Here is a 25,339-nt window from a genome sequence, read left to right on the forward strand (position 1 = left end):
GAGAAAAGGTTTTCCGCCCATTATTCAACATTTATACCATTTTATACTGTATATGTCCGTTCGATTATTAATATTGTGGCATACGTATAGTGTGGACGGCGGTGATTGCTCTACTAGTCCCAGAACGAAAGCGATCACCACGGATTTCTACGTGAGACACTAAAAGTAGTTGCTGCGCATGGTTAGGGGAGAAACCACTCTTTGTTGCGGTATCGCTCGACGGGGGCGGGTTGTCGGCCAATCCTACTCGAGAGAGTGCAGTCAGATAGCCGTCGAAATCGACGAGAAACACAGTACCGGTGAAAACGTGACTCACGGACGATTGGTCGAGAAACGCAGCGGTTAGATCAGTGATTCGGCGACTGAAGGCTGCGACGTCGAAAATCGGAATCGAGTCGATGTCTCTTGTAGTATCCCCCAAATCCGTTCGCTATTGATCCTGCCGGCGGACACATTAGTTGTGATCCCTGACGACTTCGCCGTCCTCTGAAAATCCCGCTGCGGATGTGGGACACGGGAGCGAATTGTTCGTGAACGACTGCGGGGCTAGAACGGTGACAGCTACCCGACGTACTCGTTGCCGGATTTTTCGATCAGGCTGTTCGACGTCGCCTGTGCGAAGAATCGACCGTGTCACTCGTAGCGAACGGTCGGTCGCGTATCACCATTTACTCACGGTCAAGCGATGTACAAATTTCGTCATGCAGCTCTCGCTGAGTCGGGCTGCGAGCGACGTAGCTACCTCATCACTCCGATTTGCTTGTTTCGCAATATAGTTTCTCGAGGTGCTGCGGTACCGACAGAAATCGTGTTAACGTATCAAACTGAAAGTGACGGTGAGACAGAATCCTATTTGGCAGAAAGTATATCGGCTATTTCGTCGAAATCACGCACCTCACTGTCGATCTCACCGTCAAATGGGCGCAATCCTTGCGGTTGGTCCTTCCTGTTGACCCAGATACCTTGCATTCCCGCGTGCATTGCACCCTGAACATCATACCACGCCGCACTACAGTGAACGATGTTCTCTGGATACTCGCCTGTACGCCGTGCCGCATATTTGTAAAGGCGAGAATGGGGTTTGTACGTCTTTATTTCATCAGCACTGATAACGTCGGTCAAAACGTGGTCAATTTCCGCATTCTCGACCATTGAATCCAGAACGTCGTGATCTCCGTTCGAAAGAATATAGAGGTCGTACCCCATGTCGCTCAGCCGTTCCATTCCGGCTCGAACATCGTCAAACGGGTCCAAGCGATGATATATACTGCCAATCTGGTCCAGATCCTCATCAGTATAGGGGACGTCGAGCATCTCGAAAACGTATCGAAGCGCCTGTTTGTTTATTTCTTCATGGGGGACGTAGCCGATAAAGTTAGCCAAGGGCCGAAACCTGCTTATCTGTGTTCGCCACAACTGAGATGTGAGTTCCGGATCCTCTACGTACTCCGCTAAGACGCTACTTACGTCGACGTCAACTATAGTACTAAATGAATCAAACATAACCGTATCTACACGTCCACTATCGACTGTCATACAAGAACCCCATCTGTACACACGGTAATAAATACCACCTTCCGGTACATCGTAGCCTATAGTGAAATTTTAGAGAACGGCTCTGATAGCAGTAGGCAACAACACTCAACGTCTTGTTCAATAGCGTATTCGAACGAACACCGCTGTAATATTTGATCTTCTCACCAGTTCGATCACAAACAGAGCCGCTGACGGACTGACCTCAAGAAACGAATATGTCGATAGTTAATTAGCAGATATATACTTTCTCGCCTTTCCGATAGGTGTTGGTGTGATTATCAAGTACAATATCACGATGGCAATCGATCCTCCCAGAGAGAGTAATTGACTGGGATAAATCATCGTAACAATCCCGACGGCGAAAAGCAGGACCCGAATACCGGACATATATTTCCCGTCGATATCAGACCACATGTTATCATAGTTGATGGCGTACACGACGCCACACGCTCCGATGAAAATGAACAATCCGATGGTGATTTTCTGAACTGGCGTACCAGTGATAACCTCGGGTCGGAAGATAAAAGAATAGGGTAATATGAATAGGGACGCAGATATTTTCATCGCCTCGAAACCGGTTTTCCAGAAGTCGCTGTTCGCGATTCCAGTTGTGACGGCGACTGAGGTGGCAATTGGGGGTGTGATCGCTGCCAGAATCGCAGAGTAGAACACGAAAAAGTGAGCAGCCATCTCCGGCACTCCCAACTGATTGATCAAGGTGGGAGCGATGAGTGTTGCAACGATAAGATATGCTGCCACCGTAGGCATCCCCATACCGAGGACAATACATATGACCATAGCCAAAATCGAAGCAGACAGCAAGAATCCACCAGAAACACCCATTATTGCGAGGGACAAGGAACCGGGCACGCCGGTTACTAATAGAATGTCGACCACGCCATTAATTGCTGCAAGAATAATCGCGATAGGAATAAGCGTTTCCGCAGCAACGACGAGACCATCTTTGAGATCTATAGCCGCAATCTTCGCGTTTTCTGCAATTCCAGAAAGTGATTTCGAAGACGGTTTCGCGATCCGAACGAGGGAGCCCGAGATCATCAACGCGATAGAAGAGTAGAGTGCAGCTGACAGAACGGTCCACTGTGCGATCCCGAGGAAGTAAACAAGTAGGGCGAAGGGGAAGAGAAACTGCGCACTCTCGATCATGAGCGTCCGCTTCGATTTTGGTTCCACAGATTCAGTAGAGACATCTGACTGGGATATCTGAGGAACGGAAATGAAGTGAACGGAGATTGCGATCGTCCCGACGAGAATTAGTCCAGGCACAAATCCAGCAGCGATCACTTCTAAATAGGACACTGATAGAATCGCTGCAATGACGAAGGCCGTCGCTCCCATTATTGGGGGAAGAACTTGCCCCGCGGTAGAGGCGACTGATTCGATACCCGCTGCAGTCTCAGATTTCATGCCGTTCTTTTTCATCAATGGAATCGTCACTGCACCAGTCATCGCAGAGTTGGCCGCTGTACTTCCATTGATCATCCCCATAATCATGCTAGCGACTACGGCAGACTGCGCTACGCCGGATTTTATGTGCTTAGACACAGTGAGGGAAAAACGGATCATCAAATCGAACGCTCCGTACCCCTCCAAAAGGCCTGCAAACAAAATGAATAGTGCGATCCAGGCAGCCGTCAAACGCGTTAGGAATCCGAAGAAACCCTCAATATCGAGGACCAGAAGCTGTACCATCCGACCGAGTGGGATACCGCCGTGCCCCAGAATACCAGGGATGTAGTTTCCATAAAGACCGTATACTAAGCCAGCAAGAATTATCATAACGAAGTTCCATCCGTACGCCCGATAGACGAAATATATCGCTGCCGGAACGAATATTTTCGCCATAGTTAGCTCATGGCTGAGAGCATAGCCGACTCGAACCGTATAGAGGACAGTAAAGTTGTCAAACATGTATATACATACTCCGACCACAGCAACTCCAGATATGGCGAGTAGTACAACATCTACTACGTTATTCTCCTCTAGTGCATCGCTCAACTCGCTAAGGAAAAAAAGGAAAAAGACCGCGCCAAGAAATGCAACACCTACTTTTGCTCGCGCTGTGCTCTGGGTGAAGGCATAGTAAAGTAGCCCAATCCAAAAGACAACAGCTGCTATAGAAAATGTTGTCTCAACACCCTTTGATAAACTAGTCATTCTCTTGTTCATTTTAAATCTTCTATATGCGAGTGGGATTAAGAGTTAGTCTTTCTGGGTCTCTTCGCCAACTTCGAGAGAGTCATCCCAGGCATCATTTTCCTTCAGGTAATTCGCAACTCCACGATGAACTGGTTGGTCCTGAAGGTACCCAGCTTTGAGGCCACCGGGTTCCGTGAATTCCGAGAAGTTCGAGTCGGCCTCCAAGATATAATCGTTGTGTTCAACAGCGACTCGCGCAATCTCTTGGATCTTATCTTCCGAGACATACCCTCCGAATCTGAATTGGTATGCCTGTAGCCAAGCAGGTAAGCTGTCATAGCCGAGATCGTTGTTGAAATCAAACGAACTGGGCTCGACCGTTGTATATGGAACGCCCGGCGTGTCTTTGATCGCCTGCTCCCAACTATCAGTTCCCTGGATGCCTTTCAATTCAACTCGGGAGTCGACTTGTTTCACCCATCCTGGGAGGCCTTTCCGATTAATGCCGTAGATAAATAGCGCGTCGACCCGGCCTTCCTCCAGTGCGCCGGGGACGTCGCTCCGGCTCATCTGGAGCTTCGAAATATCCTCCCAGAGGCCAGCCGATTTAAGCACTGCGTCTACTGGGGGTCGGACACCCACTCCCGGTGGATTGAGGTAGACATTCTTCCCTTTCAGATCGTCAATCGTTTCGATGTCCGTATCTTTGCGCGCAAGGGGGAACATCTGTACAGTAAGATACTGGAATCCCTGCTGCGGAACGTCCTCTACAGACTGGTCTTCGAAAGGACCAGTTCCAGCATACGCGTCAGGTGCTGAGAAGTTATCGTAGCCACCGCCGTCGGTTTGTCCTCTGTCAAACAGACGGAAATTAGCAGGTCCGGCTCCTGGGGTTTGGGTCGTGTTTATCTGAACAGAGTCACTGTATTCGTTCAGTGCTCGCTTGATTGCTTGCCCCGCAGCCATCGTTGCTGATCCTTGTGTGGAACAGCCTAGCGTGATTTCTCCGTCATCTGATGATTGGTTGTTCCCGGTACAACCGGCGATACCGACAGCAACTGCACTCGCTGAAGTTTTCAGAATTGTACGTCTATCGAAATTGCCACTGTGGGCCATATTAACCCTCCTCTCGCATAACCAAATAAAGATTATGTATATTTACTGTGAGATACTGGATGTGATTGAGTTTCTTACCGATCCACGTGACTTTAGGAGACCTGTGATGATCGTAGATGATTCGGTTTACCGATATCCGTTAGTAATATACAAGCCGGGCGGATTCTTAGAGGCTAGACAATACATCAGAACCCATCTTCTCGATGAAGCGTCGTTGAATATCGGGCTCAGTAGCCATCAAAACACCATCTGCGCCAATCTGTTCCAGTTCTCGGATTTGGGTGATGCATTCACTGGGCGTTCCGACAATGGCAAACCGGTCTGCGAAAAATCCAGAGAGGCCTAACTCGCTGATAATTTCATCGTTAGCAGTGTTCTTGTCGTGATAGCCACTGTGTGATTTGTACTCTGCCATAAACGATTCAATCTGATCTCTATACGAATCTGGAATTGTTTTTCTATTGGACGGGATCTTCAATGAAACGTTAGCGTAGTTCGCTAATGAGGTCTCTATTTCTGCTATCGCTGCCGATCGATCATCTGCCACGTTTGCTCGGACCTTTACCCATTTCTCGATATCAGCCGGGTCCCGGCCAACGTTCTCTGCAGCGGTAGTAATCCGGCTTATAGAATCGCGTACCAGGTCCGGGTGCGGCCCGTTAAAGATCACACCGTCCGCAATCTCTCCAGCGAGTCGCTGCATCTTCGGCCCTTCTGCAGCCATGATGATTGGGACAGTGAAACCCTCGTGCTCGTGGCGCACCCAATCTAAGGCATAAGTGGACCCGTCATATTCCACCTCTTTCCCCCGACAGAGTGAACGGATTGTCGATACTGCATCCTCTATCTCCGAAAGCGTGGCTGGAGTTTTTCCTACCGAATCTACTGCGCTGTGGCCCGTACCGATCCCTAAAACGGCACCTCTATCAGCGAGTTCGGCTATCGAACAAATACCGCCTGCTGTTACGGCGGGATGTCTGGTAACTGGATTCGTCACCATCGGTCCGGGGACGAGATCTTCCGTGTTGTTTGCTACGAGAGCCAAACTAGAGTATATATCCCGAAACAACAACTGTGAGTCCGTAAGTCCGAATAGGTCGAAACCGATCGCTTCGCTTCGCTGTGCATCTGCGAGCATCTTCTCTGGCGAACCGTTGTGCCAGAAGTAGTGCATTCCGATTTTCATATGTGATTGGATTTTATCGTGCTGATGTTACCGCCCGACGACTAGTGTCGAATGTGTCGGCAGATGAAAAAGCAAAATCGAGGAAATCCTCTGCTGTTATTCTTCAGTTTCCAACGACTATGGATCGCGTCTGAAGATATGCATCAAGCCCCTGACGCGAATGTTCCTTTCCGATACCACTTTGTTTTAGCCCACCAAACGGCAATTCGTTACGTTCGATCTGTCTAGCATTGATCCAGGTGTAGCCGGCTTCGAGTTCTTCTGCAACTCGCTTGCCCTTTGAGATATCACGGGTCCAAACGCTGGAGCCGAGACCATAGATCGTGTCATTTGCACGCTCAATCGCATCATCAAGGTCGCTGAACGTATAAATCGGAAGAACGGGCCCGAAGCACTCTTCGTTGGAGATTTTTGCTTCCTCGCTCACGTCCTCGAGTAACGTTGGTTCGTAGAAATAACCGGTTTCGTGCTCTTCGGATCTTCCACCACCCGTCAGCACCGTTGCGCCACGGCTTACGGCATCGTCGACGAATTCGTCCATTTCGTCGGCTAACCAATCTGCGTGCAGTGGGCCAATCATCGCGTCGTCAAGGCCGTTTCCAAGGGCCAGCCCTTCGACTTTCGACTCAAGTTCGTCGACGAACGATTCGGCGATCGACTCATGAACGAACAGTCTCTTGATGGCGAGGCAAGCCTGGCCATTGTTAAAGAATCGCCCCACCGAAGCCGCTCGGACTGCGTCATCAAACTCAGCGTCTTCGCAGACGATCATCGGATCTGACCCGCCCAGCTCGAGGGTGACTGGCTTTAACGTACTTGCTGCAGATCGCATAACGGTTCGTCCAGCGTCGGTCGACCCGGTGAATCCGACTTTCTTGATGTCATCATGCTCTACGATCGCGTTTCCGACAGTACTTCCATCGCCAGTGACGATGTTGATTGCTCCGGCCGGTAGCCCAGCTGATTCCATCAGCTCCGTTACGCGGATAGTCGTGAGTGGAGTCGTCGATGCTGGCTTTATTACCATTGTATTCCCGGCAGCAAGTCCCGGAGCGATCTTATTTCCAAAGAGGGATATAGGGAAGTTCCACGGAGTGATGCCACCACAGACACCGTATGGTTCTTTTACGACGATTCCTGTTTCCCCGTGGGCAAGCGAGGTCTGTTCTCCCCGAATATCACGCGCGAGCCCAGCATTGTACCGCAGTGTCCGGATAAACTGCTGTAATTCAAGCTTCGATTCGCGGACTGGTTTTCCCTGCTCTTTCGTAAGGAGAACGGCCAGATCATCAATTTCAGATTCGATGCGGTCGGCTGCCGCTGAGAGCGTAGCACCTCGATCGATTGCATCGGTCTCGGACCACTCTTCGAACGTATCCCACGCTGCTTCGACAGCGGTATCGACGTCTTCCACCGTTCCTTTCGGGGTAGTGTCAACAATTTCTTCCGTCGCTGGATTTACTACAGAGATCGTACTGTCTCTATCACTCACTACGCTGCCATTGATCAACATATAGCAAGAAAAACGAACTAAGCCGTCTTATAGGTTATGGTTGGTATCGATAAAACTGATCTGTGAGATATGATGGAGGGTCCTACAGGGCGGACTTACTCACAGAGAGTGTGGGCCGATACCACGGCGCTGTTGTTCGATTAGCAAAACATGGTTCGGATTGACGTTCCCGAGATTTACATCCGTACCAATATTCTCGACAAACCAACCGGATACCTCCATCACTTCAGCAAAACTCCCCAATGGCACTTCGAAGAGGACTTTTTCTTTTCCAACTGTGTCAAGAATTGTGTGGATCTTTTCTACGTACCCATCGTCAACCGACTCGTTCCGTCCGGAAATCGCCGATTCAACCTCTTCCATCTCGTAAATCACAATATCAGCACCGGCGTCGAGACAGGCAGTCATTTCGTCGATGACGGCATCCGATTTGAGGCTTTCACCATCCGTTTCGGAAGCCTTTTTTCCAATCTCTGCATGGACGTGAAGTCCATTTCTTGCGGCGTCAGCGATCAAATCTGTCTTTTTCTCGATCGTCATATCGATCGCTGTCGAAGAGACTTCCACACCTGGACAGCCTGCGGCTGTAACGGCCTCGAAGAACTCCGCTTCTTGCCCATCAGCGACGGCAGCCTCGAGGAAATTGCCGCCAGTAAACGCGATGATATCGTTCTGATCGAGCAACGCAAGTTTTTCCGACATTACGTCTGGTTGTTGGAACGGAAACGATGACCAGACGATCTTGTACCAGTCGATCCACTCGCCAGCTACCTCGATTAAATCTTCCAGTCCGTTTTTTCCACCGACGTTAAACGGGCCATCCCCGATCACCATCGTCAACCCAGTTTGTCGTGGTTTCGTTTCCCGCTCGTCTATCATGAAGTCAAAACGGCTATCTAGACTATGTTCTGCCATAGTAATCCATCAAACCACATTTACTTATATCTAACTCTAAGGTACACCTGTTCGGGTTGGCTTGCCTGGTCGTTTTCGAGTGTTGCTCATACCGCTGGCCGTTAGACGTGTGGCAAAACCTCGTCTCCGAGCAGTCGGAGTGACTCCATCGTTCGTTCGTGGGAGAGACCTGGCCACTGCGTTCGAAAGAGGACGTGGTCGACATCGAGGGTGTCCTGGTATCGCTCGAGTTCTGAACAGATATCGGCTGGTGTTCCAATCAGGAAGCGATCGTCTGAGAGTGCCTGAAACTGCTGACTCAGTTCTGATTCGTCTGCCATCGATTTGTTTTGGCCCCAGTCCACGTACTTTTTGTACCGTGGTGCAAGGTACTCTTTGGCTACTTGTTCAGCTTCTTCCGTCGTCGATGCTACGAACGCTTCTCGAATAATCGAGACAGAGGCATCCGCTCCATACTCTTCGCACGTCGGTTGGTACGTCGACGACACGAGCTCGGCCGTTTCAGTAAGCGTCGAGTGCGGGCCAACGATCCATGTATCTCCGATGCGTGCTGCGCGCTCGACAGCCGGTTGTGAGTGAGCGGCAACCCATATCGGTACTGGCTGTTCAGATTGTGAGTGGAGCGATACATCGTCCACCGTGATGTGCTCACCATCGAACGAGACCGATTCGTTCGTCCACAGCTGCTTGATTACCGCTATCCCCTCCTCAAGTCGTTTCGACCGTTGTGCTTTCGGGATAGAGAAACTTTGAAATTCGACGTCGCGGTAGCCAGCGCCGACACCGAGAACGACGTCGTCGGCCAGGGCCGAGAGCGTGGCAACGTTTTCAGCGACCTGAATGGGGTGATGGAGTGGGAGCAAAAGCACAGCAGGGCCAACCGTCATCGATCCGGCGATGCTCGTCAATCGGGAGAGCAACGGAATCGGCTGGAGATACGCGTAGTCGGCAAGGTAGTGTTGCCCGGTCGTGAGCATGTCGAAATCCATCTCCTGGGCGACACGGGTCTGATCGGCTACCTCCTGAAATAGCGTCGAGAGATTCGTGCGTGGTGGTGCGTGGTTGAGGAGGTATAGTCCAAAGCGCATAGGTAACAATTCACAGCAGCGAAAAGATAAGCGTTTATGTTAGGTTTCGACTTGCGGAACGATTTGAAATACGGAGGCCTGACGATACACCGGGGCCGGTACTACGCGCAATACCAATTTCTGTCACAATATCGCATTGGATAGCATCCGGAGAGCGATCAACGCCAAGAACACCTCGACTAATTTCTCGAACGTTCGCTGAGGGATGTACGGTCGAACTCTTGAGCCGAGGGGGATGCCGATCGCAACTGGGACACAAAAGATCGCCCCTAGAACGACTTCTTCGAGACCGAGTTGGTTGGCGGCACGTAATGCACCGAATCGGATCGTATGCAACAGGCCGAACCACGTCACAAGGACGCCTGTGAACACTCGTTTTTCGACCTTTTGCGCGTGCATATAGGTGATCATTGGCGGGCCGGGCATATTGACGCTCGTTAGAAATCCGCTGACGCCACCAGTGAATATGCTCGCGCCTCGCGTCGTGGCGTATCGGTCGACGTCTTTGCCGCTGTTGATGTATAGAAGATATGCAAGCACGTACAGCGAAACAATAACGTACAGGACGTCCACGTCGGAAATCGTGAAAATGAGAACACCGACGAGCGTGCCAGCGATGAGAGAGACACCCAACCAGCGTTGCTGCCGAAGTATCTCAAACGGGATGCCTACTTCCATGATGAGGATCATATTGCTAAGCCAGATCGGCACGATGAACGCTGTAATCGCGAGATGCGGCGGAAATATCTGGATGAGAATGGGAATCGCAACGAGCCCGATTCCGAACGAGAGAACACCCTTGACGAACGCTGCGAGCAGAATGCCCGTGAGTGCTAGCAACAGTGAGTAGGTGAGTTCAATCCCCAGAACGGACTCAATCATCGTTACGGATGTCGATCGCACCGCTGTCCTGTAGTTCCGTGATATCGTTTTCGTCGAACCCCATCTCAGCCAAGACTTCTTCAGTGTGTTCTCCAAGGAATGGGGCGCGCCGAGAGACCGAACTCGGCGTCTTCGAAAAGTTGATCGGGCTTCCAGCGATCATGACTTCCTCACCTGTGTCTGCGTGTTCCACTTCGGGAAGCATGTTATTTGCCTTGAAGTGGGGGTCGTCGACGATGTCTTCGACGGTATACACCGGCCCACACGGTACGTCGTCTCCTAACATCTCGAATAGTTCCCTCTTCGAGAATTGTTCGGTCCACGAACTAATGATTGGACGGAGCGTATCCTTGTTTTCCAGCCGGTCTGCCTTCTCGGGATACTGCTCGGCCAAGTCAGGACGGTCCATGTATTCGCAAAGCGAACGCCACTGGCCGTTGGTGATCGCTGTAATGACGATGTATCCGTCAGTTGTCGGGAACCGATCGTAGGGAAACAGAAGCGGATGAGAATTCCCCTGAGGGCCGGGTGTATCGCCGCCTACCGAGTATTGATGGACGATCCGTTCAGTCAGCGATAGGACTCCATCGACCATCGCAGTGTCCACGTACTGGCCCTCGCCAGTCCGTTCACGATGATGGAGGGCCGATAGGATCCCGACGAGCGTGAGTACCGCTGGGAAGATGTCTCCGATACCAGGACCTGCCTTCAGTGGGCCGGTTTCTTCGGTACCAGTGATGCTCATGATACCACCCATGGCCTGTGCGATTAGATCGAACGCCGGTTGATCTGCATATGGGGTATCAGTAACTCGTGGGTCACCGAACCCCCGAATGGAGGCGTATATTAGCTCTGGGTTGATTTCAGAGAGCCTCTCGTAGGAAAGTCCCAGACCGTCCATCGTTCCCACGGTGAAGTTCTCTATCAGGATATCGGCGTCTTCGACGAGTAGTTTGAACACCTCTTTGCCTTCTTCCGTCTTCAGGTTCAGTACGACGCTGCGTTTGTTTCTGTTGACGCTATTGAAGTATCCGCCGTACGCCTCATCCGGCTGGAGGTGAGGCGCGTTGTCCCGGACGAGATCCCCATCGGGAGATTCTATTTTGATCACGTCTGCACCGAGATCACTGAGCGTCATTGTCGCGAACGGCCCTGCCATTACGTGTGTCATATCGATCACACGAAGGCCTGCGAGAGGTCCCGCGTCACCGTTTTCCTTCTTCGTCTGTTCTGAGTTATCTACCATTGGTCATCCAGTTGCTTGTATCTCCGTCTCTTCACCGTCTCCCGTGGACCAGAGTCGCTGTAGAGAGTGTCTTTCCATATTTTTCGCTGATCCACCGTCGGATTACTTATCTCTCGTTGGGAGGTCTGCAGAGACGGTTCCAGAAATTACACGTTCGCCTTCCCCGTTTTCCATGACGAGGTCACAGGTGACACTCGCGTCATCATCGTCTACCGATGCGACTTCAGCATATCCAGTTAGATCGTCGCCGGGCCATGCGATTGCGTCGAACTGCGTCCGATAGTGAGTCACGGTCGAGAGACCGAGCCACTCGACGACGACGTTACTGAGAAATGCCGTGTTCAGCATTCCCATGGCGAATACGTCGTCATATCCCTGTGATGTCGTGAAGTCGTGATCATAGTGAAGGGGGTTGAAATCACCAGAGGCACCGGCATATCGGACGAAGTCAGAGACCTTGATGTCGCTTATCTCCAGCATTGGACTGCGATCACCGACCTCGAGATCCTCGAAATACGTTTTCCCCGGCGATTCGCCTAGTGTTACGTCAGTTGAAGGTACGTGTGTCATATTTCACTCCGTGATTATCCGCGTTTTTCTAGTGGTAACAACGGGCTCGCCATCTGCATCTTCGTACTCCGTCTTGAAGATCCCGAAGATGAGCTCGCCGTTCGATCCCTCTTTTGTGAAGGTTTCCTCGAGGCTACGTTTGGCGGTTAGTTGATCGCCCGCTTCCGGCTGGCGATGAATGTCGTACTCCTGGGCCCCATGGAGCGCAAGCTGTTCGTCGAAGAATTCGTCAGGCTCGTACGACGGGTGACGAGACCGTTCGAATCGGTACGTCTCTACGAACGTAAGGGGTGCTGGAATCGAAGAATACCCTTCTTCGGCGGCAGCCGCTTCATCTCTGAATATCTCGTGGTTGCTGTATATCGCATCAGCGAATTCCTCGATCTTGCCTGCCTCTACCGGGAACGTAAACTCCATCGGCGGCATCTCTTCAAGTTCAGCTAACTGCTCTTCTAACGCGTCTCCCATACTGGGGGAACAATCACGTTGCTATTTATAATTTTCGGTGGCTTACGTCAGTGACTAGTTCGTCTCCAGCCACGTCTCAGTCTCCCTGACGATTCATAGCGGAAAATTGTGTCACAGTTATCTACGATACCGGAAGGACGACGGTGCCAAGACGGTTATCGAAGACTAGATAGTGGGCGATTAGAGGGGTGGGTGGTCCAACGGAGGCAATTCATCGCTGTCACTTGACTCCCTTTTCGAAGAGGCGGTCTGCGATAATGCGTTGTTGAATCTCGCTCGTCCCGTCGACGATTTTGAGTAGACGTGCATCCCGCCAGTACCGTTCGAGCGGATAATCTGTTGTGTACCCGTTCCCACCATGGATCTGGATACCTTCGCTGGTCACCTCTTCAGCCATCTCGCTGGCGTAGTATTTCGCCATCGCAGCTTCGTGGTCACACCGCGCTTCGAGATCTAACCGACCGTCTTCCGTCTGCTTTTTTCGTGCCACGTCGTGGGTCAACTGTCTCGCAGCTTCGATTTTCGTCGCCATCGTCGCTAGTTTGAAACGGATTGCCTGGAAGTTACCGATCTCCTCACCGAATTGCTCGCGTTCTTGTGCGTACGCAAGCGAGTCCTCGAGGGCACCCCTCGCTAGCCCGATCCCGCGTGAAGCGACGTGAATGCGAGCCGGTTCGAAGAAGTTCATGATCTGGTAGAACCCTTTCCCTTCTTCTTCCCCGATGAGCTTGTTCTCAGGAACACGGACGTTGTCGAAATTCAACTCCCACGTATTCCATCCTTTGAACCCGATCGTGTCCAATTTCTGTCCGGACAGACCGTCGACGTCGAATTCGCCTCTAGACTTGTCTACGAGAAATCCGGAAACGCCCTTGTGACCGCGACTCTGATCCCCTGTTCTTGCGTATACACAGATGAAATCGGACAGTTTTGCTCCGGTACACCACATCTTCTGGCCATCGATAACGTACTCGTCGCCGTCTTTTTCAGCTGTTGTGGACAGTCCAGCGACGTCACTTCCGGCACCTGATTCGGAAATACTGACGGCCTTGAACTTATCACCTGTAGCCATCTTCGGGAGGTACTCTTCTTTCTGTTCGTCCGTCGCTCCAGGAATGTACTGCCCTCGAGCGATCAGCGTGCCGACGCTCATCCACCCGCGGCACAATTCTTCGACGACGAGGGAATATGCCAGTGGGCCCATTCCGAGTCCGCCGTACTCTTCTGGAATCATGAGGCCGAAATACCCCATATCGCCCAGCTGGTCGATCAGTTCATCACTCATTCGTTCGCCTTTTGTATCGCGCTCGTTTGCCTCGGGAATGACCTCGTTTTCGACGAAGTTTCGAGTCTCATTCCTCAGCATTTCTAGCTCGCTGTCAAGCTGCGTCATGGTACGTGTGACCGAATTAGCTCGGGGTATATAATGGTTTTGTTCAGACGAATTCATTTCTCTGGCTAACCGGCCGAGAGGGAGGCCCTAACAACCATTTCCGAATATGTGGCCGTTCCACAATATGGAAAATATAATATGGTGCCGACCTCTAACCCATACTATGGAAAAAGAAAGCCAGACCATCCAAGCGGGAGAAAAACTCCTGACCGTTATCGAGGCCATTCAGGAACTCGATGGCGCCCGTGTTTCCGAACTCGCCGACCACCTCGGATACACCAAAAGCACGGTCCACCGCTATCTAGCCACGCTTGAATCACAAGAGTACGTCGTGAAGGAGCGAGGAACCTATCATATTGGACTTCGATTCTTAGATATTGGAGAACACGCGGCTACGCGCAAAAAAGCGTATACAATGGCAGAGTCAAAGGTTGCCGAACTTGCCGAAGAAACACAGGAGAGGGCGCAATTCGTCGTCGAAGAGCACGGAAAAGCTGTGTACGTCCATCGGGAGATCGGCAACAACGCCGTCAGGACCGATCCTGGTCTCGGTAAACGGATTCCGATTCACGCTGCAGCTGCAGGAAAAGCAATCCTCGCATATACGCCAGAAGAGAAGGTGCAACACATCATTGAAACCAGAGGATTGCCAGCAATGACCGAGCATACGATAACGGATCCCGAGGAACTGTTTGAGGACCTCGAGCTCACTCGCGACCGGGGATACACGATCAACGAAAACGAAATCCTCGAAGGACTTTCGGCTATTGGCGTTGCGATCCAGGACGAAAATGAACGTGCTATCGGGGCGCTAAGCGTCTCTGGTCCAACTCATCGAATGAAAGGAGAGTGGTTCAAAGAAGACCTCCCGAGTCTGTTGATGGGAACAGCGAATGAACTCGAATTGAATACGTCTCATTCTCACCGGTTGTAGATGCTGTTGTGCCTGCTTTTCCCTCTCTGCGCTACAAATCGTGGCGAAGGCTTCTCCGACCGTGTTCCACAATATGGAATTCTCCGATCTAGATCTCTCGGGATCGAGAGTGGCAGTAGGGATGGCTACTCGGCCTATTACAATTCCACGACGTAAAGGACTGAGATGCAACCGAAACGATTTCATAGCCCTACTGTTATCTTTCTGAACCTGATCGTTGGTAGAGGTGGTCACGCAAACTCCATTACAATCATATGGCTGTAATTCAACGTCCGAGTCGTTTCAGGACGTATGGGGTCAATTGACATCCGCTGTCGGTTTCCCAGTGAGCGAATGCTGTGTTACGATCATATGAATGTAATTAGTTCTGTGGATTCCATAATATGGAACTTACAGAAGATTTCTAACTACATCGGTGAAATCCTCTCTATTGCACCTGAGAGGAACGCTGAGCGTCCTATATCGTAGTTAACTGCTACCAATTTATTCTGAGCAGGACAAAGTGAATATATACCACGCAAATCTTCTCGACATGCTAAGTAATCACGGACTCTGGAACTGTTCTTCCGAAAGAGCGGCTATTCAGAGCCCTCTCAGTCACTGGCAGTTGCTCGCTATTCGTGCCCGTCAGTAACACGATCCGCGACACGATCAGCTTTCCACAGTATGGAACGCGATATATCTGACTACGATCCACTCCTCGGGCCAGGAGACTGGGCTTTGTTCGCTTCGACCGTCTTCCCGTACCAAGCATCGGCGTTATGATGCCCCGGAAACGGATTCGAGCGAGGATACGATTGTTGGGCTGAAGAATCTGCAGTGAGATAGCCTCTGTTGATATCGGCCGACGACCGCTGCCTAGGTACTTGCCTCAGATGTTCACTCATGTCTCCAGTTAGCTCGAGTATCTGCGAGAAGGGGTACCGGACGTCCGATCCCGAGGGGAGAATCGCGCCACGTTCTATGAGACGACCCATACTAATAAATAGTAAGCCACCACGTTTCACATAGGCTATGGACGAAGAAGCAATCCGCGAAACATACGGCACAGCGACGATTACACCGCAGAATGATGTTGTCGTTGGGTCGTTTGGGACGTGGACGATTACGTACACAGCTGGTGAACTCGGTCTGGACGATGGCGCTCGGCTGAAAATTGCCGCAAACGTGGCAAGTGACTGGGGCCCGCCGCAGTTTGACGATCCTACAGAAGATAATTACTGCTCGGTGACGACCTCGGGTGATGCGAGCGTGACAGCTGAGTATCATTCGAGGGGTTACTCCCGCCCCTGGACGGACACGATAGACGTCGATGTGCACGATGGAGCACTCTCTCCTGGCGACACGATCACGCTTACGCTCGGTGATCGAAGTCAAGGAAGCATGGGGTTGTCCGCTCAGAGTTATCCGGAGACCGGATTTCAGTTCATCGTTCTCGTCGACGCCTTCGAAACCGAAGAGTACGTTCGGATAGCGGATGACCTGTCGTTTGATCTCGTTCCCGGTACACTCGATAGGCTCCGCGCAGTGGTCCCTTCAACGGCGTCGATTGATGAAACGGTCACTCTCTCCGTTCGGGGTGAGGACTACTGGGGGAACCCGATTACCGACGATACGACCACAGTCCGATTCGAGGGTGATGATGGCATCAAGCTTCCAGAAACGGCCACGCTCTCGGACGGCGTGGTTCACGTTCAAGCCTCGTTTGACCAACCCGGCGTCTATCGAGTAACCGTCAGTGACGATGAAAGCGGTGCCGAGACGACGACGAATCCGGTGTGCTGTCGCGACACCGACGTCGGTACTCGCACATATTGGGGCGATATCCACGGGCAATCCGGAGAGACGGTCGGCACCGGAACGATCACTGAATACTTCGACTTTGCCAAGGAGAAAGCGTTTCTCGATTTCGTCTCTCACGCCGGCAACGACTTTCAGATCACCGACGCGTTCTGGGAAACGATCCAGGATACCGTCAAAGAATTTCACGAACCCGATGAATTCGTGACGTTTCTCTGTTACGAGTGGTCGGCGAACACACCGAACGGAGGCGATCACAACGTCTATTTCCTCGATGACGAGGCCGAGATCAATCGGAGTTCGAGCTGGCAAGTCGAGAACGGGTACGAGCGCCACCAGGGGATCAATACCGCCGAAGAACTCTACGAAACGTACAGTGGTCGAGATGACGTCCTCATCATCCCCCATCAAGGCGGCCGACCGGCGACGTTAGATGCATTCGATCCGGAGCTGACACCGTTTCTCGAACTGCTCTCGGTCTGGGGTGTCTTCGAGTGGTTTGGACAGGAGGCACTCGAACGTGGATACCAGGTCGGGTTCGTTGGCGGTAGTGACGACCACACCGGGAGGCCTGGTGCGAGTCGTCCAGCAAACGTAACGGGATGGTCCTTCCCGATCAAGGGCGGATTGATGGGTATTCACGCCGATTCGCTTACCCGGGAATCGCTCTGGAACGCGTTCAAGAATCGGCGGTGCTATGCGACGACTGGCGCTCGAATTGACCTTAACACGTCGATCGACGGCCACCCGATGGGATCTACAGTTGACGTCACCGGGTCTCCGACGATCAATGTCGAAGTGAGGGGGACTGCACCGATCTCCGAAGTAGATCTGTTCCGGGGAACCGATTGCGTCGCTACCGAGACGTTCAGAGACGGAGACGACTGGCTGGAGGTTCTGTGGACCGGCGCCCGGTCGAAGACGCGTCACAAAGTCCAAAATTGGACCGGCGGCGTGAGCCTCGACCGGGGGCGAATCGACGACGTGGAACCGTTCGGCTTCGATCATCCGAAACAGGGTATTGAGAGCGTGACCGATACGGCCGTCAAATGGGATGCGGCTACAGCAGGGAATTATCAGGGGGTCAGGCTTCAGCTCGATGCGCCTACGGACGCGATGCTTTCCATTAGCACGCCACCTGTCACCGAATCTGTCGCTCTTTCCTCGGTCGAGGACAGCGTCGTTTTCGACGCGGGCCGCATAGAACGGAGACTCGAACTCAATAGGGTGGGTCAATCTTCTACAGTAGACACCAAGATCGCGTTCGAAGACGATCCGGACCCCGACACCTATCCCTACTATGTACGGGTTCGCCAGACTGACGGAGAAATGGCGTGGAGTTCCCCTATCTTCGCCACCATCGAGTGAAAGCGAGGATCAACTCGAAACGAGAGCACTCTGATTTTCCCCAGCGGATCCCATACGGAACCGCAACACGTTGTTTGACGATTTAGCCAGAGAGTGGGACCTACGACGACGGTGATGAGAGGAACAACGACGTGACACTGGCAACGAGTGCGATCCCGGCAAGCAACAGAAATGCACGGTCGAAGCTTCCAGCCTCGGCTATGATTCCGACGGCGATCGGACCGGTCGCCCCGAATAGAAGGTAGGCGAAACGGGTTGTGCCGACTATTGCGCCCTTGTTACTCTCCCCTGGCACGACAGAGACAACGTACGAGTTGGTAATCGGCCAGACAGCGAGTAAGAGGGCCGCAGGAACTGTGATCAAGACGAGAGTCCAGAGTCCACTTACGAACGGAAGCACCGCCAACACAGCCACTGTGCCGCCAAAGACACCAGCGAGTGTAACCCGAGTTCCAAGCCGGTCGCTAACGATGCCAGCTACCGGCTGGATCACGATCCCCGATGCAAAGAACAGCCCTAAAAGCGTTGCTGCGGTCCCCGAATGAAGACCTTTCCGGACGACGAGATAGGTTGGATAAAAGCTGGTAAATGACTGATAAACGAACGCATTCAACGCCATCGAAATATTGACGATTATCAGGGGACGATGGCGGAGGCTATTCAGGAAGGGACGCAAATCATCCCAAGACCGCTCACTGTCCCCTCTGGTCGTTGTAGCAGTAGTCTGGGGGAGCGTAATCCAGAGACTGGTAAGTGCCAGGATGAAAAACGGCAATATACTTCCGAGGCCCCATCGCCATCCGACCGCGACGGCGAGTAATCCGGCCAACGTTGGCAGGAGTGTCGTTCCAACGTTACCAGCGGCCTGAGTAAGACCCATCGCAACGCCACCTCGGTCCTGAAACACAGTACCTACTACCGTTACGCGCGTCGTTCCGTAGAGACCTGTTCCTACACCGACCAGCACTATTGCAAGAAAGAGCACTTCGATCGAAGGCGCGAGTATGACGAATATAATTCCTGCTATCGAAACTGAGCAACTTAAAACAAGTGCGGTTCGTTCCCCCATTCGATCTGCAATGATCCCACCAGGGAGTTGCATCAATGCATAGGCGGCCCACAGCATCGACAGGAGAAGCCCCGCAGTCGAGAGACTCATCCCGAACTCACTCCGAATATTGGAGAGGAGGGTTGGGAAGACGAGTCGGACGCCAAGACTGACGAGCCATCCAAGCGAGACCGCCATCAGCATCCACCCGCGGCCATCCTTCTGAAGATCACCGACTACCGCCCTCGCATGTTCGTAGAAAGTCTGGATGTGCGAGTTCGCCATTATGCTGAAATCACCGTACCGAGAACTCGAGTCGCTCGAGTCAATTTGTGATAGGTTCGTTCGCTGGCGGCTTGGATGACTGGGCAGCGGTTCATCTTTCGGATATGGTAGTTTCTATTTTGATATCATAATAGCGTTTTGCAACCAGAGATCCCGTCCGCAGTCGACTACCAACTGGTGTTCTTGTTCTCACCGACGGCTAATCTTTGAGGAACAACCCGCTTTCAGCGGCAAGTTTGGATGACAATACGAAGTGGTTACAGAAATACAAGCAGAGCGGTAATTTAGGATGGATTTGGCTCTGGGAGACGAACGCCCAGCACTCTGTCCCACGTACGAACCATCAGTATAAAGTCGCCACCGGCGTCGGGATCGGTCACCCATCCAAAAAAGCGTTAGTCTAATATAGCTGTGGAATATTCGGTTTCGTATTGGACCCTATGAGCAGTATTGACCTCGCCTTTATTTCGCGATTCAGGAGTCTGGATACCGACTGGCAAAGTATTATTATTGGACTGCTATTGCTAGGAGCGGTGGTATTCTTTGAAATCCAGATTCCATGGTAAGATGAATCGGACGCTCTTTTTTGAACTGATACTTGGAGTATCGTTGCTAGGAGTTTGTGCAATCCTCGCGAAAGTATCCGCCCCGTTCATTCCCGGAGCCAATAACCTATTAATCGCGGTTATTATCGGTATCACCATCGCGAATACCACGGGAGTTCCATCAGTAGCCCGCCCAGGCGTTCAAACACACAAACTCTGGCTTGCGACGGGGATCGTGTTGATGGGTGCTTCGTTGACGGTAGAATCGATACTTGCAAGAGGCATCCTTGTACTGGCGATAGTACTATCCGTGACAACCTTCACGATCTTTTATGTTGAGTTCTTATCTCGAGTCGTTTTCGGCTTCTCGGAGAAACTAAGTTCGTTGTTGGCGGTAGGCTCGAGCATTTGTGGTGTCTCTGCAGTTGTAGCAGTTGCAGGGAGTATTCGTGCTTCTGAGGAAGATATCGCCTACGCTGCGGCGACGGTGTTGTTATTCGACGCAGTTACGCTATTCATATATCCAATTGTTGGAAATATATTTGCAATACCATCAAAAATATTCGGGATGTGGGCAGGTGTGAGCATGTTCAGTACGGGGCCAGTGATCGCGGTCGGATTCATGCACTCGGCAAAAGCAGGGGAATGGGCAACGATAACGAAACTCGCACGGAATGCCCTGATCGGTGTAGTCGCAGTCGCATACGCCGCGTATTATACACGAAAACGGACAAATGCAAGCCAGTCACAAATCAGGATACTCTGGGCAGAATTCCCGAAATTCATACTGGGATTCATTGCGTTCATGTTTATTGCGAGTGCTGGTTTCCTATCGACGAATCAAATATCGTCACTGGTAAATGTGTATAATTGGTTGTTTTTACTCGCGTTCGTTGGTCTAGGGACAGAAATTCGCTTTTCGGAGTTGCGCTCTACGGGGATCTCTCCCGCACTGGTCGTATTAATCGGATTGTCTACTGTGAGTGTCTTTTCATTATTACTGTTATTTTTCTTATTCGGCTGAATGGAGATACTGGAAGATTTCGGAAAGTAGCAGTTAAATCGACATGTGACACTTGATACGTAAGGATTTTATATGTATAGTCCCAATCGTCCGCAGCGTAATGAAAATTCTCGTAACGGTCAAAGAAGTGGCGACCGTCGAAGACGAGTTCGAAATCGACGGCACCGAGATTGCAGATCAGTACCTCGGTGCTGATCTCAACGAGTGGGACGACTACGCGATCGAAGAAGCCGTCCAGCTCCAGGAAGCCGGGATCGCCGACGAAGTCGTAACCGTCACCATCGGGCCGGAAGACTGTGAACAGACCATCCGCCAGGCGCTTGCCAAAGGCGCCGACCGCGCCGTCCGCGTCTGGGACGACTCCCTCGAGGGCGTCGACCTGCTCGACGTCAACGCGAAGACGGAGATCTTGAGCGCCGTCGTCGAGGAAGAAGAGCCCGATCTCGTCTTGAGCGGCGTCCAGGCCGGGGACGACAGTTTCGCCGCGACCGGCGTGTCCGTCGCCGAAAACGTCGGCTTCCAGTGGGGCGCCGTCGTCAATCACCTCGAGCACGACTTCAGCGGCGACACCGTATCGGTGCGCCGCGAACTCGAGGGCGGCGTCGAAGAACTGAACGAAATCGAGCTGCCGGCCGTGCTGACGATCCAGACCGGGATCAACGAGCCCCGCTACGCCAGCCTCCGCGGTATCCGCCAGGCCCAGCGCAAGGAACTCGACGTCCAGAACCTGGCCGACCTCGGCGTCGACGAGAGCGCCATCGATGCCGACCTCGAACTGACGGACATGTACGAACCCGAAAGCGAAAGCGACGTCACCGTCTGGGAGGGCGGCCCGGACGATACCGCCGCAGAACTCGGTGAACTGCTCCGCGACAAGGGGGTGGCACAATGACCGACGTGCTCGCGGTCACCGACCACCGCCGCGGCGAACTCCGCGACGTCAGCTACGAACTCATCACCGCCGGCCGCAGCCTCGCCGACGAAACCGGCGGCGACCTCCACCTCGCGGTCATCAGCGGCACCGTCGACGACTTCGCCGACAAACTCAACCGCGAGGGCGTCGACGCCATCCACACCGTCCCCTACGGCGAAGAGTTCAACCACGACGTCTACACGCAGGCGATCACGCAACTCTACGACGAACTCGCCCCCCAGTACGTCCTTACGCCCAACAGCGTCAACGGACTCGACTACGCCCCCGCCGTCGCCAACGCACTCGACCTCCCGGTCGTCACCGACACCATCGGCCTCGAAACCGACGGCGAAACCCTGATCGCAACCCGTGAAATGTACGGCAGCAAAGTCGAGACGACGAACGAACTCGAAAATAACGCCGTCGTCACGATCCGCAGCGCAGAGTGGCCGGCCGCCGAAGGGACCGGCGACGCCACGATCGACGCCTTCGACGCCGACATCGACGAAGCCGCCATCGGCTCGACCGTCAGCGGCTTCGAGGAAGTCGGCGGCGGCGACGTCGACATCAGCGAGGCCGAACTGCTGGTCTCGATCGGGCGCGGAATCGAAGAAGAGGAGAACCTCGACCTGATCCGGGATCTGGCCGACGCCCTCGGCGCGACGCTGTCATCCTCGCGTCCGATCGTCGACAACGGCTGGCTGCCCAAAAACCGCCAGGTCGGCCAGTCCGGCAAAGTCGTCACGCCCGACGTCTACATCGCGATCGGCATCTCCGGTGCCGTCCAGCACGTCGCCGGCATGAAGGGGTCGGATACGATCGTTGCGATCAACACCGATCCCAACGCACCGATCATGGACATCGCCGATTACGCGATCCACGACGACCTCTTCGACGTCGTCCCGGCGCTTATCGACGAGTTCCAGTGAACATACTGCCCCATATCTGATATGAACGCCTTAGCACAGTCGGACGTGGCGAGGGAGACGTACTGGGGGATCACCAGCGTCGAGTACGCGGTGTTCTATCTCCTCGCCTTTACCGCCGTCGCCGTCTTCGCGTACGGCGTCTACCGGCGATTCGCCCGCTATTCCGACGGGGACGACGACTCGTTCTCCCGACTCGACGATCTGTCGAACCGGATCAGAAGCGCGGCCAAGATCGTGCTTTCCAACGAAAAACAGTTCAACAGGGACCTCTATGGCGGCCTGATGCACTCCTTTATCCTCTGGGGATTTCTCTCGCTGTTCATCGCGACGTCCATTCTGATGGTCGAAGAGTACGGCGCAAAGAAGATTTTGCACATGTCGTTCTGGGACGGCGACTTCTATCTCGCCTACCAGTTCATGGTCGACGCCATGGGACTGCTGTTCGTCGTCGGCATCGGAATGGCGATGTACCGGCGCTACTGGGTGCGCAATCACCGCCTCTGGGATCGACACACCTCCGTCGAGGACGACCTCTTCATCTGGACGCTGTTCGCGCTGGGCGCCGGCGGCTTCCTGCTCGAGGGACTGCGCGTCTACAGCGCCGGCATCCCCGACCACGAAGTCGTCAGCTTCGTCGCCTACGGGATGGCACTCAGCTTCGATGCGATCGGACTCTCGACGCTCGGCGCACAACAGGCCGGGCTCAACGGCGCCGGATTCAACGTCGAGAACCTCCACTGGCTCGCCTGGTGGACCCACTCGCTGATCGCCTTTTTCTTCATCGCCTGGATTCCGTACGCCAAGCCGTTCCACATGATCTCCTCATTCGCGAACGTCGTCACGCGTGACGAGAAAGCCGGCCGGCGCCTGCCGAACGTCCCCTCGGATCTCGACGCGACCAACGCCGAATCCATCGACGACTTCACCTGGAAGGAAATCCTCGACCAGGACGCCTGTACCAAGTGCGGTCGGTGTTCGTCGGTCTGTCCCGCCAAGGCCTCAGACCGCCCACTTGATCCCCGCAACGTCATCCTCGACCTGAAATCCTACCGCGAAGACCTCGAGGCCGGCGGCGATGACCAACCCATCATCGCCGACGGCGGAACGTCCGTCATCAACACGGAGACGATGGAGTCCTGCATGGCCTGCATGGCCTGCATGGACGCCTGCCCCGTCGAAATCGAGCACCTCAAGAGCTTCACGCGGCTCAACCGCCAGATGACCGACCAGGGCGACGTTCCCCCCAGCATGCAGGATGTCTTCCAGAACGTCATGCAAAACGGCAACACCTTCGGCGAATCACCCCGAAACCGCGGCGACTGGACCGACGAACTCGAGTTCGACGTCACCGACGCCCGCGAGGAGGAAGTCGACTACCTCTGGTACGTCGGCGACTTCCCGAGCTACGACGAGCGCAACAAGCAGGTCGCCCGCTCGCTGGCGACCATCCTGAAGGAAGCCGACGTCAGCTTCGGCATCCTCTTCGACGACGAGAAGTTCGACGGCAACGACATCCGCCGCGTCGGCGAGGAACTGCTCTACGTCGAACTGGCCGGCCACCACGTCGAAACCTGGGAGGACTGCGAGTTCGACACGATCGTCTGTACCGACCCGCACTCGTACAACACCTTCAAAAACGAATACCCCGAACTCAACTTCGACGAGTTCTCGGACGACCCGATGATGCCGTTCGACTACGACGACCAGTGGAACGACGACGGCGACATCGACGTCCTCCACTGGACCCAGGCCGTCGAAGAACTCGTCACCGAGGGCAGACTCGACCTTACCGGCACCGAACTCGATTATACGGTCACCTACCACGACCCGTGTCACCTCGGCCGCTACAACGACGAGTACGAGGCCCCACGCGAACTCATCACGGCGACGGGCTGTACGCTCGACGAAATGCCGCGCAACCGCAGCAATTCGTTCTGCTGTGGTGGCGGCGGCGGCGGCCTCTGGATGGACTTCGAAGAAGAACCCAAACCCAGCGAAGAACGCATTCGCGAGGCCTTAGAGGACACCGACGCCGGCAGTGGCGTCGAAAAATTCGTCGTCGCCTGTCCGATGTGCATGACGATGTACGAAGACGGCCGCAAAACCGGCGGCTACGAAGACGAAATCGAAATCGTCGACGTCGCCGAACTCATCGTCGAAGCGATCGATGCAAGAGAACAGTCAGATGGCAGAACCTCAATTCAATAGAATTGATTGGAATTTGACTGTTAAGAGATAAAGATACATACAGTTCAGAAATCCTTTCGCTCGAACGTGGTCGGTTATGAGAGACGGGGAACGGTACTCCTTATTCAGTATTTAGCACGATACTGAGAGGGATAGATCGAAGGATAAGGCTGAGGTAGCTAGTCACGTGCGGCTAGCACGCGACGTTTTGATTATATATGTGCATCATTATC

At 53.3% G+C, this 25,339-nt stretch carries 19 protein-coding genes; 6 read left to right on the forward strand and 13 right to left on the reverse strand.

Annotated features, from left to right (window positions below):
- Nucleotides 1-849: 849 nt before the first annotated feature.
- From HYG82_RS42710 to HYG82_RS42765, 12 genes are all read right to left on the reverse strand, one after another.
- Nucleotides 850-1,536: a haloacid dehalogenase type II gene (locus tag HYG82_RS42710; protein WP_235218207.1), complete on the reverse strand. Its 687-nt coding sequence runs from the start codon at nt 1,534-1,536 to the stop codon at nt 850-852.
- 225 nt (nt 1,537-1,761) lie between these two features.
- The gene (locus HYG82_RS42715; RefSeq protein ID WP_235218208.1) at nt 1,762-3,726 is read right to left on the reverse strand and encodes a TRAP transporter permease; all 1,965 of its coding nucleotides are present in this window, start codon (nt 3,724-3,726) and stop codon (nt 1,762-1,764) included.
- Between the two features lie 33 nt (nt 3,727-3,759).
- A complete protein-coding gene (locus HYG82_RS42720; protein WP_235218209.1) occupies nt 3,760-4,812 on the reverse strand; it encodes a TAXI family TRAP transporter solute-binding subunit in 1,053 nt (350 codons plus the stop codon).
- A gap of 166 nt (nt 4,813-4,978) precedes the next feature.
- The gene (locus HYG82_RS42725) at nt 4,979-5,998 is read right to left on the reverse strand and encodes an LLM class flavin-dependent oxidoreductase (protein ID WP_235218210.1); all 1,020 of its coding nucleotides are present in this window, start codon (nt 5,996-5,998) and stop codon (nt 4,979-4,981) included.
- Between the two features lie 103 nt (nt 5,999-6,101).
- Complete coding sequence (locus HYG82_RS42730; protein ID WP_235218211.1) at nt 6,102-7,490, reverse strand: aldehyde dehydrogenase family protein; 1,389 nt, start codon at nt 7,488-7,490, stop codon at nt 6,102-6,104.
- Between the two features lie 120 nt (nt 7,491-7,610).
- Nucleotides 7,611-8,426 (reverse strand): phosphosulfolactate synthase, encoded by an 816-nt coding sequence (locus HYG82_RS42735; protein ID WP_235218212.1) that lies wholly within the window; start codon nt 8,424-8,426, stop codon nt 7,611-7,613.
- 101 nt (nt 8,427-8,527) lie between these two features.
- Nucleotides 8,528-9,514 (reverse strand): LLM class flavin-dependent oxidoreductase, encoded by a 987-nt coding sequence (locus HYG82_RS42740; protein ID WP_235218213.1) that lies wholly within the window; start codon nt 9,512-9,514, stop codon nt 8,528-8,530.
- A 123-nt stretch (nt 9,515-9,637) separates the two neighbouring features.
- Nucleotides 9,638-10,396, reverse strand: a complete 759-nt coding sequence (locus HYG82_RS42745) for a sulfite exporter TauE/SafE family protein (protein ID WP_235218214.1) — start codon at nt 10,394-10,396, stop codon at nt 9,638-9,640.
- Nucleotides 10,389-11,642 (reverse strand): CaiB/BaiF CoA transferase family protein, encoded by a 1,254-nt coding sequence (locus HYG82_RS42750; RefSeq protein ID WP_235218215.1) that lies wholly within the window; start codon nt 11,640-11,642, stop codon nt 10,389-10,391. Before HYG82_RS42750 ends, HYG82_RS42745 begins: the two co-directional genes overlap by 8 nt.
- Nucleotides 11,643-11,744: 102 nt before the next feature.
- Complete coding sequence (locus HYG82_RS42755; RefSeq protein ID WP_235218216.1) at nt 11,745-12,212, reverse strand: MaoC family dehydratase; 468 nt, start codon at nt 12,210-12,212, stop codon at nt 11,745-11,747.
- Nucleotides 12,213-12,215: 3 nt separating this feature from the next.
- Complete coding sequence (locus HYG82_RS42760; RefSeq protein WP_235218217.1) at nt 12,216-12,680, reverse strand: FAS1-like dehydratase domain-containing protein; 465 nt, start codon at nt 12,678-12,680, stop codon at nt 12,216-12,218.
- A gap of 220 nt (nt 12,681-12,900) precedes the next feature.
- Nucleotides 12,901-14,073 (reverse strand): acyl-CoA dehydrogenase family protein, encoded by a 1,173-nt coding sequence (locus HYG82_RS42765; protein WP_235218218.1) that lies wholly within the window; start codon nt 14,071-14,073, stop codon nt 12,901-12,903.
- 124 nt (nt 14,074-14,197) lie between these two features.
- On the opposite strand from HYG82_RS42765, the gene HYG82_RS42770 reads away from it, so the two are divergent.
- Both HYG82_RS42770 and HYG82_RS42775 read left to right on the forward strand, forming a co-directional pair.
- A complete protein-coding gene (locus tag HYG82_RS42770) occupies nt 14,198-15,007 on the forward strand; it encodes an IclR family transcriptional regulator (RefSeq protein WP_235218219.1) in 810 nt (269 codons plus the stop codon).
- 1,014 nt (nt 15,008-16,021) lie between these two features.
- Nucleotides 16,022-18,175 carry a DUF3604 domain-containing protein gene (locus HYG82_RS42775; protein WP_235218220.1) on the forward strand — a complete coding sequence of 718 codons (2,154 nt, stop codon included), beginning with the start codon at nt 16,022-16,024 and terminating at the stop codon, nt 18,173-18,175.
- Between the two features lie 100 nt (nt 18,176-18,275).
- Here the strand turns inward: HYG82_RS42775 and HYG82_RS42780 are convergent, their stop codons facing one another.
- Nucleotides 18,276-19,508: an MFS transporter gene (locus tag HYG82_RS42780; protein ID WP_235218221.1), complete on the reverse strand. Its 1,233-nt coding sequence runs from the start codon at nt 19,506-19,508 to the stop codon at nt 18,276-18,278.
- A 567-nt stretch (nt 19,509-20,075) separates the two neighbouring features.
- On the opposite strand from HYG82_RS42780, the gene HYG82_RS42785 reads away from it, so the two are divergent.
- The 4 genes from HYG82_RS42785 to HYG82_RS42800 all read left to right on the forward strand — a co-directional run bounded on the left by HYG82_RS42785 (nt 20,076) and on the right by HYG82_RS42800 (nt 25,127).
- Entirely contained in the window at nt 20,076-21,077 is a 1,002-nt protein-coding gene (locus HYG82_RS42785) for a YeiH family protein (protein ID WP_235218222.1), read from the forward strand.
- 100 nt (nt 21,078-21,177) lie between these two features.
- The gene (locus HYG82_RS42790; RefSeq protein ID WP_179261222.1) at nt 21,178-21,969 is read left to right on the forward strand and encodes an electron transfer flavoprotein subunit beta/FixA family protein; all 792 of its coding nucleotides are present in this window, start codon (nt 21,178-21,180) and stop codon (nt 21,967-21,969) included.
- The gene (locus HYG82_RS42795) at nt 21,966-22,919 is read left to right on the forward strand and encodes an electron transfer flavoprotein subunit alpha/FixB family protein (protein WP_179261223.1); all 954 of its coding nucleotides are present in this window, start codon (nt 21,966-21,968) and stop codon (nt 22,917-22,919) included. The genes HYG82_RS42790 and HYG82_RS42795 overlap by 4 nt, the downstream gene beginning before the upstream one ends.
- 21 nt (nt 22,920-22,940) lie before the next feature.
- Complete coding sequence (locus HYG82_RS42800) at nt 22,941-25,127, forward strand: (Fe-S)-binding protein (protein WP_235218223.1); 2,187 nt, start codon at nt 22,941-22,943, stop codon at nt 25,125-25,127.
- Nucleotides 25,128-25,339 lie beyond the last annotated feature (212 nt).

It is taken from the genome of Natrinema halophilum (genome assembly GCF_013402815.2).
Lineage (GTDB): Archaea > Halobacteriota > Halobacteria > Halobacteriales > Natrialbaceae > Natrinema > Natrinema halophilum.